A 15,327-nucleotide genomic window follows, 5' to 3' on the forward strand; every position below is an offset into this window, starting at 1 on the left:
GGTTAGATTGGACGAACGCTGTCTCTGTCTAACTCGGCTGCAAAGCGCTTTTCAATAAATTGTACGTTACTGTCGTTCTCTAAACTGACGAACGCCTGCTGTAGCCTTTCTTGATAAAGCTTATCACGTAATTCTAACGGCGTTTCTCCCGCCTCGCCGATTTCTACAGATAAATGACAATCTTCACCTAACGCTGTATTCAATGCTTCGAGAAGCTCTTGCTGCGCTTTATCGGTGTTTAAATGCGCTTGTCCGGCACGTAGCGTCAGTTCAATTGAACTGCCCGATTTTTTGTACGACGAGTTGAGTGCTAACTGTTCGACCAGTTTTGCTGTCTCAAGTTTCGAAATAATTTTTGACCAACCGTCTTGCTCGATTGACTCTTTCATCAGCTTTTCTGCCATTTCTGGCGTTTTAATATGCTCTAACGCTTTTTTAATTTGCGTCGGTGTCAGTTCTTTTTTGACTGTTTCAACAACAGGTTTAGACGGTTTCCATTGATATGGTTCATTCTTGTCCTGCTCTGGTGTACCAGAAGATAAGTTTGCAGTCATTGAAGCAGGCGACACCGGCGCAGTACTCGCGTGCTTTTGAGCTACACGATCAAGTACCGATTCTTTTTTTGCTGATGTCGCACTAGGCTTTTTTGAGCCCGTTTCCTTGCCAGATGATGTATCCCTAGCAGAGGATAATCCACGTCGCTGCGAGCGTAATTGATGACGTAAACCACTCAATGGTGAAGCAGGAGCCGTGCCCTGAGAGGCTTGCTGTTCAGGTTGGGAAACCATTTGTGCTGACGGAGGTGTACCTTGTGGCTCAGGCGCCATATCACTCGGTGGAATAGAGTCATACTCTGTGTAATCAGGCTGTCCCATCTCATAGCTAGGAGGCACATCCTGTGGCGCATAACCGTATTGGCTGTCGTCACTCACTGGTGGCGGTGTTTGTTCCGTATTAGGCTGCTGCTGACGCGGCATCGAAGGTACTGGTCGTGCAGCAATTTGCGGTGCAGATTGCTCAGCAATCGGTGACGTTGGGGCTGCCGGCGCTTGATTGACAGCAGGTACAGCTTGAGGCTGAGCCGGCACACTCGCTTCTTGAGCTGCACTTGTTGCTTGCGTCGAGATACTGTTTATCACCGAACTGGATGCTGGCTTGAATGCCATCATACGAAGTACGATCATTTCGAGGCCAATACGCTCTGTCGGCGACAGCGGTAAATCTTCTCGACCTTTTGAAGCAATCTGATAGTACAGCTGCACATCTTGTGGCGACAGCGCTTTACTTAGTAATTCGATTTTTTCCGCGTCTGGCTGCGCTTTATCAAGCGTCGATGGCAAAGCTTGGTACATGGCGATTCTGTGTAACTGGGTCGCTAGCTGTTGCAGTAGCCCGTCCCATTCCACCCCGTTTTGCGCCAAGTGCCCGATACAATCCATCGCAAGCTGAGGCTGCTTTTGACTGATCGCTTCTAGCAAATGAATCGCTTGATCAGTATCAAGCGTTCCCAACATGTGGGCTACGGTATCTGTTTGAACATTCCCGTTACCAAGTGCAATGGCTTGATCGGTCAAGCTAAGCGCATCACGCATACTGCCATCGGCCGCGTGTGAGATCATCCCGAGCGCTCGAGCTTCTGCAGAGACTTGCTCTTGTTCAAGAATATGATCGAGTTGCTGATGAATGTTATCAACACTGATTGGCTTGAGGTGGAACTGCAAACAGCGTGACAAGATGGTCACCGGCAGCTTTTGCGGATCGGTTGTTGCCAATAGGAACTTCACATACTCAGGCGGCTCTTCCAACGTTTTAAGCAATGCATTAAAACTGTGCCTAGAGAGCATGTGGACTTCATCGATTAGATAAACCTTAAAGCGGCCACGCGCGGGCTTATATTGAACGTTATCCAATAGATCACGAGTATCTTCAACCTTAGTGCGAGAAGCTGCATCAATTTCCAGTAAGTCGACAAAGCGACCTTGGTCGATCTCTTTACAGCTATCGCAGGTACCACAAGGTGTTGAAGTGATGCCAGTTTCACAGTTCAAACCTTTGGCAAACAATCGCCCAATTGTGGTTTTACCTACGCCGCGCGTTCCACTAAACAGGTACGCATGGTGTAAACGATTTTGTGCTAAGGCATTTTCTAGCGCAGTCAGAACATGCGCTTGCCCAACCACTTCATTGAACTTAGTTGGGCGCCACTTCCGCGCTAAGGCAAGATAACTCATGAAATAATCCAGTTATTCAGGGGAATTAGTGACCGTCAAACTCACAGATGCTGTAAAGCTCTAGGCCTAAAGCTTCTAGTCGCTTGTCACCACCAATTTCCGGCAGATTAATGACAAACGCAGCATGCTCAACTGAGCCACCAAGTTGGCGGATTAGCTTAGTCGTCGCTTCGATGGTGCCACCCGTTGCAAGTAGATCATCGACCATCAGAACTTTGTCACCTTCGTTGATTGCATCAGTATGGATCTCTAAGGTATCTGTTCCATACTCAAGCTCGTAAGTCTGTGCTACAGTTTCTCTTGGCAGTTTACCAGGCTTACGTACTGACACGAATCCAACACCTAGCTCTAACGCTAAAGGAGCGCCAAATAGAAAACCACGAGCTTCAGTACCCACCACTTTGGTAAAGCCCATGTCTTTGTACTTTTCAACCAACAGTTGAATCGTGGCTTGGTAAGCTTTCGCATCTTCCATCAAGCTAGTGACATCGCGAAATAAGATGCCTGGCTTCGGGTAATCTGGGATGCTTTTAATGCTCGATTTGATCAGAGAAATAGTTTCAGTAGTCATAATTCAACTTATTTAGGTTGGCTCGTTGCTCGCGCTGCCTATTAGAGTTTTATTCAGGGCAACGTTCGCAAGCGTTTTGCTTATCAGTGACACAACCCACACTTACCAACTGAGCATATTGAAGAAGGTAGTCTCACTGACTCTGTATTCTTAGTAAATTATAGTGTTTTCAGCTCAACAAAGGTGTCGTTGCTGAAAAAACAAACGCCCACTCGAAGAGCGGGCACACTTCCCAGCAATATTAGTGATTTTCTTCTTTTTCGGCAACCAACTCTATCACAGGAAGGCGTATAAACCACGTCAGCAGCAGGCACAGCATGACCAATAGCATGGCTTTTAACCAAAGATGTGGAACTACCCAGATAGAAAAAAGAAAACTGATCACAATAAGCACAGCCCCGCGCTTTTTTACTTGTTTGGTAACCGCGCGATTTTGTTCCCAATTGGCGATGATAGGGCCGAAGGTTGCATGGTGATGTAACCAACTGTGAAAACGAGGACTACTGCGCATAAAGCAGGCGCTCGCTAGCAAGATAAAAGGTGTGGTAGGAAGAAGTGGAAGAACGATGCCGATAATGCCAAGTAATAGGCTCAAGCCACCAACAATATTAAGAGCAATTCGACGAATACTGATGGTGGACTCCTAACTTTTCGGGAGATTAAAAACCCGCGTAGCAGTTCATAACTCGAATCCAAGTTAGTGTTGCTGGAAGGGTTGGGATCAATAGCACAGCAATGAAGCCTAAAAAGTAGAAGATATTATAAGGTTCTTTGAAATCTTTGTCTGCCATGGGATTACTTCTCTAATGTAGTTGACTGTTCGACGTTCTCATTGGTTACACAAGCGTTAACAAAATGAGTAATTATTGTTTTGGCCGCAAACTATAACCGAAACATCGAATGACAAACACCGATGAATAAAAAGGTTATTCCCATGGTTGCTGTTTTGAATACATACAAAAAGCCCGCAGATATCTCAGCAACCACATCGCTAAGAAAATCTACGGGCTTAATTTGATTAGTCCCTTTGTTAAGCACTACCACCTTGGTAAATATCTAAACTAAAGCTACTGGTTCCAAGCTTACTTAACGATAACTGGCAAGCTGTGTTAATCGGCAGCGAGGCTGTGACAAAATTCTTAGCACAGTTTTCTCCTAATCTTACGCCACCAGGAATGTGTTGGGATTGATAGCCGTTTGACCACTGGCCATCCAACCCAGCTGGTAATATAGATACCGTGCCTTCAGAGAGATCCGCTATGCCAAATAAAGCCTTGATTGGGCTTGCACATTCAGAGCAAGCGATACCTTTTTCGACAATATCCGCGATGTCTTTTAAATCGGCGTTGAAACATTTTAAGTTTCGTAGGTAATCGTGAAATAGCGCGCGAACTAACAAAGTCGTCGCAACACCTCTCTCATCATCAGACGACGAGTCCACAAGGTAAAAGGCAAATTGGCCGTTCATCAACCAAGCGTAGTCGAATACAAGGGGCATCATCTCTGTTGACTGTAACAACCGGTAATTACATTTCCAAACCCCTTGAGAAGTGTCTTTGTCTGGAAGTAATGCATGCAGCAGATCTTTGGCTGCACTTGGGTTGTTTTGCAAATACTCTAAATGCCAATGAAGTTCTTGTTCTTCAGGCAGATCACCACCACCATCAACTCTAAACCATTGGGTCGAAAAATCTCGTTGATCAGACATATGATCAAAGGAATCATCCAACGTATTTTCAATAGCATCGCTTAAGTTTTGGTGATCTCCGATAGGTTTTGGCAGGAAGTCCTTAATTCCATAACGAAGTGCTTTTGCAACATCAGACATTTCGTCGGTTGCAGAGACCACAATAAGTGGTAATGAAGGGTACTCAAGGCTGACTTCTTCCACGAATTCAATACCATCTAACACCGGCATTGAGAGATCGCACAAAATAAGATCCGGTTGCTCAACTCGAAGTTGCTTTAACCCCTCTAGCCCGTTCTCTGCCTCGGTTACCTTGTATCCTTGCGCTTCTAAATAGCCGGTCGTAATACGACGAAAAATTGGGTCGTCGTCCACCAGCATAATCAATTTCTGGCTAAGAGCGTTTTGCGCCGAGTGCACAGTAGCCGCGTTGTGAGTTTTATACATAAGCTTACGCCTCACATCTCCATCACTTGGTTAGTTATTGTTATTTTTATTAGCTTGTCCAGTCACTCTTTAAAAAGTAGTCTTGAAATAACTTTTATACAAATATTCCACTTTTCAACGCAGTTGCATACTATATGTATGGAATATCACATTTCTCAGAACTTGTTGATATGACGCAAGCTTTAACATATGAGAAAGTTATAAATTAACCGAATTCGTAAAAAAATGTGTCCGGAACGATGAAATTAGATGATCTAAACCTATTTAGACTGGTTGTCGAAAATGGGAGCTATACCGCAACTTCGCGTAAGACCATGATACCTGTCGCGACCATTACCCGACGCATTCAGGCATTAGAGGACTCTCTGAACCTGAGATTGCTCAATCGTCATGCGCGTAAACTATCTTTGACAGAAGCAGGCGAACGTTTTTATCAAGAGTGTTCACCTCTACTGCAACGCTTAGCGAATACCACCGAAGAGCTGACCGATGAATGCCGAGGCGCAGCTGGTCGAATCAAGATATCCGCACCTTCTAACCTCACCAAACGTATGATGATGCCAATGTTCAATGCGTTTATGAGGCAATACCCCGACATCAATATAGAATTGACCACCAGCAACCTAGCTGATGAGCTTGACCCAACGGAATGGGATGTCATTTTCCGCGTCGGCCCTCAGCGTGACTCAAGCTTGATTGCTCGTAAGATCAGTGCAGTGGAAGATATTTTGGTTGCTAGCCCAGAGTATCTCGCAGCGAACCCTGCGCCACAGCATGCCGAAGAACTGAGCCAACATTCTCTGTTAAAAGGCTACCCACTGATCAAGTGGCAGCTATCAAACAGCTCTGGTGAAACGGTCGTGAATACCGATAAAGGGCGTTTTCAAGCGAGTACCCTGAACATTGTCCGCAGCGCATGTTCCGACGGTTTAGGTATTACGCTTATGCCTAACGTTATGTTGAAAGAGTACATTGACGACGGCAGCTTGGTTCGAGTTCTTAAAGATTGGAACGCTAACCCTCGTGATATCTATATGCTGTACAACCATAAAGACCACTTACCTGAAAAAGTGCGTTTATTTATCGATTTTGTTATCGCGTTTAATATCCACTAATCGCAGAACAATAAGACACAAAAAAGAGCTTGGTAATAACACCAAGCTCTTTTTTATTGTTTTCAGCCACTCATTGCCAATTACTTATAAGTACTCGACAAACTTAGTGAGATCTCGCTCTGGCACTTTCATTGGAGTACAACCCGGAGTACCTAAATAAAGGAAGCCGACAATTTCATCTTCACCTTCAACACCAAAAGCCTCGCGAACTTGCTCATCAAACATCCACTTACCTGAACGCCAGAAACCTTGAAAACCCTGCGCCACCGCAGCCATCTGCATCGCCTGTACTGCGCAACCAGCAGAAAGGTGCTGCTCTAACGCTGGCACTTTATCGTGTGGAGTGACTTTAGCGATCACTGTAATCACCATTGGTGCTCTGAAAGGCGCATTTTTCACTTTTTCGATTACCGCCTCTTCACTGTTCGCTGCGGTCGCTGCATTGACCAACACGTCAGACAGTTTTTGCAGCCCCTCTCCTTGCGCGATGACAAATCGCCAAGGGGTTAAACCCGCATGATCTGGAGCTCGTAAACCTGCTCGAATAATATTTTCTAGTGCTGATCCTTCAGGTGCCGGCGCAGCAAGTTTGGCAATTGACCTTCTGTTGAGCAACAGATCTAACGCATCCATTTTCAATCCTTCTTTACTTCTTACTAGTCAACATTGGTCGCTAGTCTATTAATGCATTGTTATCACTTGATAATAACTCTCGATAACAAAAAAGGCGAACCCAAAGGTTCGCCTCAATTCACATAGATGCTCTTTTCTGAACAGCGATATTACTCGTAGAAAGGTTTATCCAGCCCAGCTCGAGTTAATAAACCATCGCACGGTGCAAATCTGTCACCATATTTCTCAGCATGCTGGTTCATTATTTCAATCAAATTTTTGATACCAATCTGATCCATATACCGGAACGGTCCACCTAAGAATGGCGGGAAACCAATTCCGAATATCGCACCAATATCACCGTCACGAGGGCTGCGAATGATGCCTTCGTCTAAGCATCGCACCGCTTCGTTGAGCATTGGTAACACACAACGCATCGCGATGTCTTTCTCTGCTAGCGTAGACTCTGGTGTCAACTTAAGAAGCTTGTATACCGATTTATCCACTTCTTTTTTCTTACCTTTGTAGGTATAGAAGCCTTTGCCACTCTTACGACCTTTTCGGCCATCGTTCAACAAGGTATCGAATACATCAGGACCTTGGAATCGAGCGCCCAGTTCACTCACTAGGATAGGCATGATTTTGGCGCCAATATCGACGCCAACTTCATCAAGTAGCGTGATAGGGCCAACTGGGAAACCAAAATTGAGCAGCGCATTGTCTAGCTGTTCAATTGGCTCACCGGTTAGCAGCACTTGAGCCGCTTCATTCATGTAAGGTGCCAGAATACGGTTTACATAGAAGCCCGCGCAATCTTTAACAACGATTGGCGTTTTACCTTGCTTCTTCGCCAATGCTACGACGGTCGCGATGGTCTCTTCAGACGTTTTGTCATGTGGGATCACTTCCACCAAAGGCATCTTCTCTACCGGGCTGAAATAATGTAGTCCGATGACGTTTTCTGGTCTGCTCGCTTTAGCCGCAATTTGATGAATTGGCAGCGAAGAGGTATTTGTCGCAAAAATGGTGCTTTCTTTCGCGTTCTCTTCGATATCTGCAACCATTTTCTGCTTAAGGTCTAGATCTTCAAAAACGGCTTCAATCACTACATCGGTATGATTGAATGTCGTGAAATCGGTACCGCCAGACATCTGCATCATCTTGCTTTGTAGCTGCGCTTTCGACAAAATTCTGCGTTTTCGCTGCTTTTCAAACAGTTTATAGTTGTATTTCAGCGCATTTAAAACACCATCGTTCGAAACATCTTTGATTCGGACAGGTACTTTCGCCTTGGCAACCGACACATGGCTGATACCCGCCCCCATCAGGCCACCGCCCAACACTCCAACGCGACCAACTTTAGCTGGATCTGCTGAACTGCCATTTTCTTTCTTCATTTCTGTTGTCGCAAAGAAGATCGAACGCAGTGAGTTAGATTCAGACGTCATGACCAACTCGCCAAATCTTTTTGCTTCAAGTTCCTGACCTGCTTTAAACCCTTTCTCTAAGCCGTGACGAATCACTTCAAGAATAGCGTCAGCCGCTGGGTAATTACCCCGGGTCTTTTGATTGGTTTTCTTTGCTGCTTGCTCAAAGATCACTTTGCGGCCAAGCCCAGTTTGAGAGATTAACTTCTCTTTGGTCGAGACCTTGCGTTTAGCGTTCTTTTTGCCTTTATGTTTGTCAACGAATGACTTTGCTACATCCAGTAATACGGTATCTGGCACACATGCATCGACAACCCCGAGTTTTTTAGCTTTCTTAGCACGCAGCTGTTTTCCTGTAAGAATCAAATCTAGCGACGGCAATAGGCCAATCAAACGTGGAAGACGCTGAGTACCGCCAGAGCCAGGTAATAAGCCAAGCTGGACTTCTGGTAAGCCCAAGCGTGTTTTATCAGAGTCAGTACAGACACGGTAATCACACGCCAGTGCAAGCTCTAGACCACCACCCAAACAAGGGCCATGAATAGCTGCAACAACTGGGTAAGGTAAATCCGAAAGTGCCTGGAACATTTCTTGGCCTTGCTTGGCTAACGCTTCAGCTTCGCCCGCTGTTTTACAGGCAGCCAGCATTCGAACATCGGCTCCAGCCACAAAATTGTCTGGCTTGAGTGAATGAATGATAAGGCCGTTAACCGATGAACCACTTTTCTTCAACTCAGTTAGAATCACCTGCATTTCTTCAGCAAATTCAGCTTGCAACGTGTTCATCTTCTCTCCCGGCACATCAATAGAAAGCCAGGCGATTTTTTGATCGTCAATAATTAGGTTGAAAGCAGCTGGTTTGTTCTCTGCTGCCACATTTTCTGGCTGCTTGTCCTCAGACTGCTTGATTGCATCACTCATTATTCAACCTCCAAAATCATTGCTGCACCTAAACCACCTGCCGCACATGCAGTGTTTAGAGCTAAACCACCGCCACGACGTTTAAGCTCACGAAGCGTTTGAGTCATCATTCGTGCACCCGTTGCGGCAAATGGGTGACCATAGGCGATAGAGCCACCTAGTACATTAAATCTATCCATATCTATTTCACCGATCGCCTTAGAGCGACCTAAATGTTGCTGCGCGAACTTATCACTACCAAACATTTTCACATTAGATAGCGCTTGTGCTGCGAACGCCTCGTGCATATCGATAAGCGTCAAGTCTGATAGCTCGATCCCAGCTCGTTGCAGCGCCAATGGCGTGGCATAGGATGGCCCCATCAGCATGTCTTTTTCCACGCCAATCGCTGAGAATGCGTAAGAGCGGATGTAGCCCATGATTTCCAAACCCAGCTCTTTCGCTCGACCTTCGCGCATTAGCATTACCGCAGCTGCACCATCGGTCAAAGGTGTACTGTTCGCCGCTGTTACACTGCCATATTGGCGGTCAAACGCTGGGCGTAATTTCGCGTAACCTTCAAGTGTTGAATCATGGCGAATGTTATTGTCTTCTGAAATCCACTTTTTATAAGGTTCAGGGAAAGCGGTCATCACCTCGTCTGAAATCTTGCCGTCCTTCCAAGCTTGAGACGCTAGGCTATGCGAACGATGCGCCAATGCATCTTGCTCTTCACGAGTTATACCGTGACTTTTCGCCATTTGCTCCGCGGTTTGCCCCATCGATAGCCCAGTAGAATATTCAGCGACAGCCGGTGGCACTGGCATCAAATCTTTAAACGAAAGTGACTTCAAAATTTTGAGCTTTTGCCCAACCGTCTTTGTTTTACTTAGAGCAAGTAGATTAGCTGCCAACTTTTTAGATACGCCAATTGGAAGCACTGAAGAAGAGTCCGCCCCCCCCGCAATACCGACATCTACGGTCCCTGAGATAATACTTTCTGCGACATTAACCGCCGATTGAAAACTCGTCGCACAAGCACGAGTCACGCTGTACGCATCGGTATGGATATTCATTCCAGTGCCCAATACGATTTCACGTGCAATGTTTGGGGCTTCTGACATTTGTACGACTTGGCCGAATACGACTTGATCAATCAATGCAGGATCGATTTCTGTGCGTGCCATCATTTCGCTCACAACCATCTTGCCAAGATCAACGGCAGGTACTTGGCTAAATTCCGTGCTCTGGCGTGCAAATGGTGTACGCAGCCCTGCTACAATAGCAACACGCTCACCGGAACGCGTTTGTAATATTTGTTGGTTTTTGACTTGCTGCTTACCCATTGTTTCTCCTTAGGTTCACATTCTAAAACAAAGAGGTCTGACCTGATGCATTGTAACGAGATTGTTAAAACAATCAAACATGCGTTTAAATAAACGTGACCTCAGCATAGAAACTGACCTAAGGGTAGCCAAGTCAGGACGAGGAATCGTTGGCACAATGTCAAATAATTTCAGAAACATACACAGTGTTACCCGCTAAGAGAACACATGCGGGTATATGTACCTTGCAGTCACTTGGGTATGTGTTTTAATTAGGGAAATAGTTTAGGCAAAAAAAAAACCACACAGAACTGTGTGGTTGGAATATCTAAAGCAATTAACTTACGCCAATTGAAAATAATCAGTTTCCTGATTAGGAGAAAGTAAAGTCAGCCTTCAAAAGGAAGTGTCATCTTGCTCAACATGTTAGCCACAAGGACTAACTAGATGACAAGGTGTACTATAGCGACTACTTGGCAGCAGATTTTGAAGTAGATCAATTTTATATTGATTAAGCGTTTATTCGTGAAGTTACAGCAAGAAAACCCTTAATCCGTGCCTAATCAAGAACCAAAAGATGGCTAACACGCGAGCGAAATGGAGACTCATGTGCCAATTATAAATTTTTTTGGAAAGAAAAAGTCTAATAGTCCGGTCGATTCAGATATGGACAGACAAAGAAAATACGAAGCGCTTGTAAGAGCCTACCATCGAGATTTATATCGATATGCCTATTGGCTGTGCAAAGATCAAAGCATTGCGGAAGATCTGGTGCAGGAAACCTGTTTAAGGGCATGGAAGTCTCTCGACAGTTTACAAGATGAAAAAGCCGCTAAATCGTGGCTTATTACTATCTTAAGGCGCGAGAATGCACGCCGCTTCGAAAGAAAACAATTCGATTTGGTCGATATCGACGACTACGGCAACGATGCCAAAGTCAGTGATGAACCTCACCATCAAACTGAGTGGGTTCAAGCACAGATAATGAAACTCGATGTGGAATATCGCGAACCACTGTTTCTTCAAGTTGTTGGGGGATTTAGTGGTGAAGAGATTGGCGAGATTCTCGACCTGAATAAAAACACCGTAATGACTCGATTGTTTCGAGCACGTAATCAACTGAAAGAAATGATGGATTCTTCAGAATCACCACGAGGGCAGCAAAATGGATGAATTAGAATTTCGCCGCCGCATAATGTCGGACCCAAAACAGCGCGATGCTGAAATCGCTGACGCTTTAAACAATAATGAAGCGAATAGTAAGTTTCTTGATGATGTTTTAGAGCTTGATGCACAATTGGCAAAAGCAATGAACGTTGACGTCCCAGACGATCTCGCGGACAAGATTTTGTTCAATCAACCAATAGAGAAAGACAATGTCGTTAGGCCAAACTTTGCTAAACGTGCAATGGCGCTCGCCGCTTCTGTCGCATTCGCATTTGGTTTGTTAGTTGGGCAGTTAAATTGGGGTAATTTATTGGTACCACCTGCTCAAGCAAGTCTTGTAGATACCGCAATGAAGCATGTACTCGACGAAAAAAGTTTTATCGAGCCGCTAGACGAGCAAGTCAGCTCAAGGCAAATCAATGCCAAGATGGCACCGTTTGCTTACCAGTTTGACGAAAACTTCCCATACCACGTGTATTATTTAAACCATTGTGGATTTGGAGATTCGAATGCAATGCATATGGTATTTCAGGGTGAAAAAGGCAAAGTAACCTTATTCCTAACCAAGGTTGGTTCGGAAGATACTAAGAATTTCCACCAACAAGGTATGTCTGGAATCGTAGAACCCATAGGTAATACCAGTTTAATCTTGGTTGGAGAAGACGGCGAAAATGTTGCTAAGATCGCTGAAAAACTCGCTCCTATGATCATCCCAGCTAGCTAACCGATAAAAGGCTCAATTCTCATAATTGAGCCTTTTTTGCAGAATAAAAGTAGAGTCAAAACTCTAAAAAGACTCATTTTTAAGCATTTTCCTGCCAAATACACATCATTTCCGTAATTTTATCATCCAATTAGCCAATGGTCGGATTTCTATCCTCTATACTAGCGACTAGTATCAGCCACCAAACTGAGCATTTGCTCAAATATATCGCCCACTAGAGGCGAACTATTAAAGGAAAAGCAAAAATGAACAACACGCGTCTGTTTAAAAAATCGCTGTTAGCAGTAACAATCACAGCAGCTACGTTTGCCTCTTCACAAGCAGTAGCAGCAGGTTTCCAACTTAACGCCCAGTCAGCAACTGGTATTGGCCGTGCATTTGCCGGTGATGCAGTAATCGCAGATAACGCTTCTGTAATGGCTCGTAACCCAGCAGCAATGGCTCTTTTCGACAAAACTTCTCTGTCGCTTGGTTTTGAAACTATTATTACCGACATTCAAGTTAAAGATGCTACCTACACTTCAGCAAACGGCCCACAGGCATCTAACTACGACAACGCAGGTGGTACTTCAGTTGCTCCCAACATTCACCTAATTGTTCCTGTAAACGACAAGTTCGCTTGGGGCGTAAATGCCTACTCAAACTTTGGCACATCGACAGATTTTGGTGACGACTTTGTAGGCGCTGAATACGGCGGCGAAACTGATATCATGAGCATGAATATTGGTCTTTCTGGTTCGTACCGCTTAAACGACCAATGGAGCTTCGGTGCTGGTCTGGACGTAATTTACGGTAAAGGTACGCTAAAGCGCTCATTTAGTGACACGTTATACACTGGTTCAATTGTAGATGGTACAACTGGTTTGCTAAGCGCATTAAACGGCAGTGAGATTGTAAATATTGATGGAGCTGACGGTTGGGGTGTTGGTTTTAACATCGGTACTGTTTACGAACTAGATGAAAATAACCGATTTGGTCTTTCTTACCGCTACAGCCCAGAAATCACGGCAAAAGATAGTCAAGGCCAAGAGATCACTCTGCCACTACCAGATATGGCTGAATTCTCGGGTTACCACCGTATCGATGAAACTAAATTCGCCGTTCACTACTCTCTACAATGGGTAGGCTGGAAAGCGTTTGATCAAATCGCATTCGGTGGAACACTGGATGCACCTGCATCTGAGTACAAATGGAAAAATGCGGGCCACGTTTCTATCGGTGGTACGTACTACCTAAACAATGACTGGACACTACGTACGGGCTACATGTACGACATCGCAGCTCAAGATGACCTAAAATCAGTATCAGTTCCTGATTCAGACCGTCAGTGGTTGTCTGCTGGTTTCACATACCACATTGATTCTGCTTCAAACGTAGACTTCGGCTTTACCTACCTAATTGGTGAAGATGTTAAGAACGTTGAAGAAAACTACGAAGTTGGTGGGACAACACTATCGTCCATTTCAGCAACAACTCGCGCAGATGCTATCCTAGTCGGCCTACAATACAGCCGCAGCTTCTAAGCGAAACACTGACAAAGCAATAATATTAAAGGGCTGGTTTTCCAGCCCTTTTTGGTTTCTACGCTCTCGCAATCTATTCATTTAGCGAACAGCTGTACTCAATTAGGCGGCATTCGCATCACACCTGTACGCTCAAATTCTTAAACAATTACATAACACTCAGAATATTCGTCTGACATATTGAATTGAAATGTATTTTATTTCTGAATATGGTCAAATTTTCATTTTTTGTTTTTAAAGCTTTTACTCTAACTTTAAAATCTCGCGACTATTCATCCGCACTTAAGCGAACAAAATAATGAAAACAAACAAATCTCTTCTTTCTTTGGCAGTGGCGACTGGCTTAGCTGTGTCTTCTACGACAGCTTCCGCAGCGGGCTTTCAGTTGGCTGAATACTCTGCAACAGGGCTTGGCCGAGCGTACGCAGGTGAAGCTGCCATGGCAGACAATGCTGGAGCGCAGTGGCGTAACCCAGCAATGTTAACTTACTTGACCGGCACGCAAGTCTCAGTTGGTGCGATCTACGTAGACCCAAATATCGATGTCGACGGTACAATCAATGGTGTCCTGCCAACAAGTTCAGAAGACTTCGCAAATAGCGCGGTAATCCCTAACTTCTACCTCTCTCATCAGTTAAACGACAAGGTATTCTTGGGTTTAGCACTTGGCACCAACTACGGCATGGAAACTGAGCTGGATGCTAACTTCGCAGGCAATCACTTTGGTAACGAAGCAATGGTCACCACAATGGAGGCTAACTTTAACGTTGCGTACCAACTGGTTGAAAGCGTTAGCATTGGTGGTGGTATCCGCTACGTAATGGGCGAAGGTCACTTCGGCGCGACCTCCCCTAAACAATCAGAGCCAACACTGCCTCAAGGTACTACTTTGAAATACATGGAAGGCGACGATACTTCGTGGGGATGGCAAATTGGTACAGCGTGGCAGATCAATGAGAATCACCGCATCGGTTTCGCCTACAAATCTGAAGTCGAACTGAAACTCGAAGGTTATGCTGAAGGTCTTGGCTTCGGTTTAGGCTCTGTGGCTCCACAAACTCGCGACAATGGTTATATGAACCTTGCTCTGCCTGCTACCGCTGAACTTGCAAGCTTCCACCAGTTAAATGACAAGCTTGCCGTACATGCGAGCATCAACTGGACTGATTGGAGCAGCTTTGAAAAGCTAGAAGCTCATCTAGATACCCTTGGCACTCACATGGTGAAGGTAGAAAACTGGGATGACAACTATCGCTTTGCACTAGGTGCGACCTACCAGCTAGATACCAAACTCGCACTACGTACCGGTATCGCCTATGACATGTCCGCTGTAAGTGATAAAAACCGTACTATCACTATTCCGGAAACCGACCGTACCTGGTTAAGTATTGGTGCGAGCTACGATGTAACACCTCAATTCAACCTAGACGCCGGTTTTACGTATATCATAGCTAAAGATGCCCCGATTCAAGAATCTCGCGGCTATGAGTCTGACGACGCTTCCCAAGCCATTGGCGGTGCATTCCAAGGAGAAGTATCAGGTAACGTTTGGTTAATTGGTGTGCAAGCTAACTACACGTTCTAACTCCAGAGTTGGA

At 45.1% G+C, this 15,327-nt stretch carries 13 protein-coding genes; 5 read left to right on the top strand and 8 right to left on the bottom strand.

Features of this window, described 5'->3' with window-relative positions; all coding sequences use genetic code 11:
• Window positions 1-2: 2 nt before the first annotated feature.
• The 5 genes from dnaX to ACXABW_RS10355 form a co-directional block, all read right to left on the bottom strand.
• Entirely contained in the window at window positions 3-2,231 is a 2,229-nt protein-coding gene (dnaX, locus tag ACXABW_RS10335; protein WP_457522591.1) for a DNA polymerase III subunit gamma/tau, read from the bottom strand.
• Between the two features lie 25 nt (window positions 2,232-2,256).
• Window positions 2,257-2,802, bottom strand: a complete 546-nt coding sequence (gene apt, locus ACXABW_RS10340; RefSeq protein WP_457522592.1) for an adenine phosphoribosyltransferase — start codon at window positions 2,800-2,802, stop codon at window positions 2,257-2,259.
• A 241-nt stretch (window positions 2,803-3,043) separates the two neighbouring features.
• Window positions 3,044-3,409 (bottom strand): YbaN family protein, encoded by a 366-nt coding sequence (locus tag ACXABW_RS10345; RefSeq protein ID WP_457525006.1) that lies wholly within the window; start codon window positions 3,407-3,409, stop codon window positions 3,044-3,046.
• Window positions 3,410-3,461: 52 nt separating this feature from the next.
• A complete protein-coding gene (locus tag ACXABW_RS10350) occupies window positions 3,462-3,593 on the bottom strand; it encodes a hypothetical protein (RefSeq protein ID WP_457522594.1) in 132 nt (43 codons plus the stop codon).
• 239 nt (window positions 3,594-3,832) lie between these two features.
• Complete coding sequence (locus tag ACXABW_RS10355) at window positions 3,833-4,936, bottom strand: response regulator (protein ID WP_252027643.1); 1,104 nt, start codon at window positions 4,934-4,936, stop codon at window positions 3,833-3,835.
• 239 nt (window positions 4,937-5,175) lie between these two features.
• On the opposite strand from ACXABW_RS10355, the gene ACXABW_RS10360 reads away from it, so the two are divergent.
• Window positions 5,176-6,051, top strand: coding sequence for a LysR family transcriptional regulator (locus ACXABW_RS10360; protein ID WP_252027644.1), 876 nt, complete (start codon window positions 5,176-5,178; stop codon window positions 6,049-6,051).
• An 84-nt stretch (window positions 6,052-6,135) separates the two neighbouring features.
• On the opposite strand, the gene ACXABW_RS10365 is transcribed toward ACXABW_RS10360, so the two are convergent.
• From ACXABW_RS10365 to fadI, 3 genes are all read right to left on the bottom strand, one after another.
• Window positions 6,136-6,684 (bottom strand): NAD(P)H nitroreductase, encoded by a 549-nt coding sequence (locus tag ACXABW_RS10365; protein ID WP_457522596.1) that lies wholly within the window; start codon window positions 6,682-6,684, stop codon window positions 6,136-6,138.
• A 149-nt stretch (window positions 6,685-6,833) separates the two neighbouring features.
• A complete protein-coding gene (gene fadJ, locus ACXABW_RS10370; RefSeq protein ID WP_457522598.1) occupies window positions 6,834-9,011 on the bottom strand; it encodes a fatty acid oxidation complex subunit alpha FadJ in 2,178 nt (725 codons plus the stop codon).
• A complete protein-coding gene (gene fadI / locus ACXABW_RS10375) occupies window positions 9,011-10,336 on the bottom strand; it encodes an acetyl-CoA C-acyltransferase FadI (protein ID WP_457522600.1) in 1,326 nt (441 codons plus the stop codon). The genes fadJ and fadI overlap by 1 nt, the downstream gene beginning before the upstream one ends.
• Before the next feature lie 576 nt (window positions 10,337-10,912).
• Between fadI and ACXABW_RS10380 the strand changes: the two genes are divergently transcribed.
• From ACXABW_RS10380 to ACXABW_RS10395, 4 genes are all read left to right on the top strand, one after another.
• Window positions 10,913-11,488, top strand: a complete 576-nt coding sequence (locus ACXABW_RS10380) for a sigma-70 family RNA polymerase sigma factor (RefSeq protein WP_265686737.1) — start codon at window positions 10,913-10,915, stop codon at window positions 11,486-11,488.
• A complete protein-coding gene (locus ACXABW_RS10385) occupies window positions 11,481-12,206 on the top strand; it encodes a DUF3379 domain-containing protein (protein WP_252027649.1) in 726 nt (241 codons plus the stop codon). Before ACXABW_RS10380 ends, ACXABW_RS10385 begins: the two co-directional genes overlap by 8 nt.
• Window positions 12,207-12,451: 245 nt before the next feature.
• Window positions 12,452-13,729 carry an outer membrane protein transport protein gene (locus tag ACXABW_RS10390; RefSeq protein ID WP_457522602.1) on the top strand — a complete coding sequence of 426 codons (1,278 nt, stop codon included), beginning with the start codon at window positions 12,452-12,454 and terminating at the stop codon, window positions 13,727-13,729.
• A gap of 298 nt (window positions 13,730-14,027) precedes the next feature.
• Complete coding sequence (locus ACXABW_RS10395) at window positions 14,028-15,314, top strand: outer membrane protein transport protein (RefSeq protein ID WP_457522603.1); 1,287 nt, start codon at window positions 14,028-14,030, stop codon at window positions 15,312-15,314.
• Window positions 15,315-15,327: the final 13 nt, after the last annotated feature.

The sequence above is a fragment of the Vibrio paucivorans genome, assembly GCF_054053395.1.

Coding starts and splice junctions, on each gene's coding strand:
- ACXABW_RS10380 (WP_265686737.1), top strand. CDS start 10,913: ATGGAGACTCATGTGCCAATTATAAATTTTTTTGGAAAGAAAAAGTCT.
- apt (WP_457522592.1), bottom strand. CDS start 2,802: ATGACTACTGAAACTATTTCTCTGATCAAATCGAGCATTAAAAGCATC.
- ACXABW_RS10385 (WP_252027649.1), top strand. CDS start 11,481: ATGGATGAATTAGAATTTCGCCGCCGCATAATGTCGGACCCAAAACAG.
- fadI (WP_457522600.1), bottom strand. CDS start 10,336: ATGGGTAAGCAGCAAGTCAAAAACCAACAAATATTACAAACGCGTTCC.
- ACXABW_RS10355 (WP_252027643.1), bottom strand. CDS start 4,936: ATGTATAAAACTCACAACGCGGCTACTGTGCACTCGGCGCAAAACGCT.
- ACXABW_RS10390 (WP_457522602.1), top strand. CDS start 12,452: ATGAACAACACGCGTCTGTTTAAAAAATCGCTGTTAGCAGTAACAATC.
- fadJ (WP_457522598.1), bottom strand. CDS start 9,011: ATGAGTGATGCAATCAAGCAGTCTGAGGACAAGCAGCCAGAAAATGTG.
- ACXABW_RS10395 (WP_457522603.1), top strand. CDS start 14,028: ATGAAAACAAACAAATCTCTTCTTTCTTTGGCAGTGGCGACTGGCTTA.
- ACXABW_RS10360 (WP_252027644.1), top strand. CDS start 5,176: ATGAAATTAGATGATCTAAACCTATTTAGACTGGTTGTCGAAAATGGG.
- dnaX (WP_457522591.1), bottom strand. CDS start 2,231: ATGAGTTATCTTGCCTTAGCGCGGAAGTGGCGCCCAACTAAGTTCAAT.
- ACXABW_RS10350 (WP_457522594.1), bottom strand. CDS start 3,593: ATGGCAGACAAAGATTTCAAAGAACCTTATAATATCTTCTACTTTTTA.
- ACXABW_RS10365 (WP_457522596.1), bottom strand. CDS start 6,684: ATGGATGCGTTAGATCTGTTGCTCAACAGAAGGTCAATTGCCAAACTT.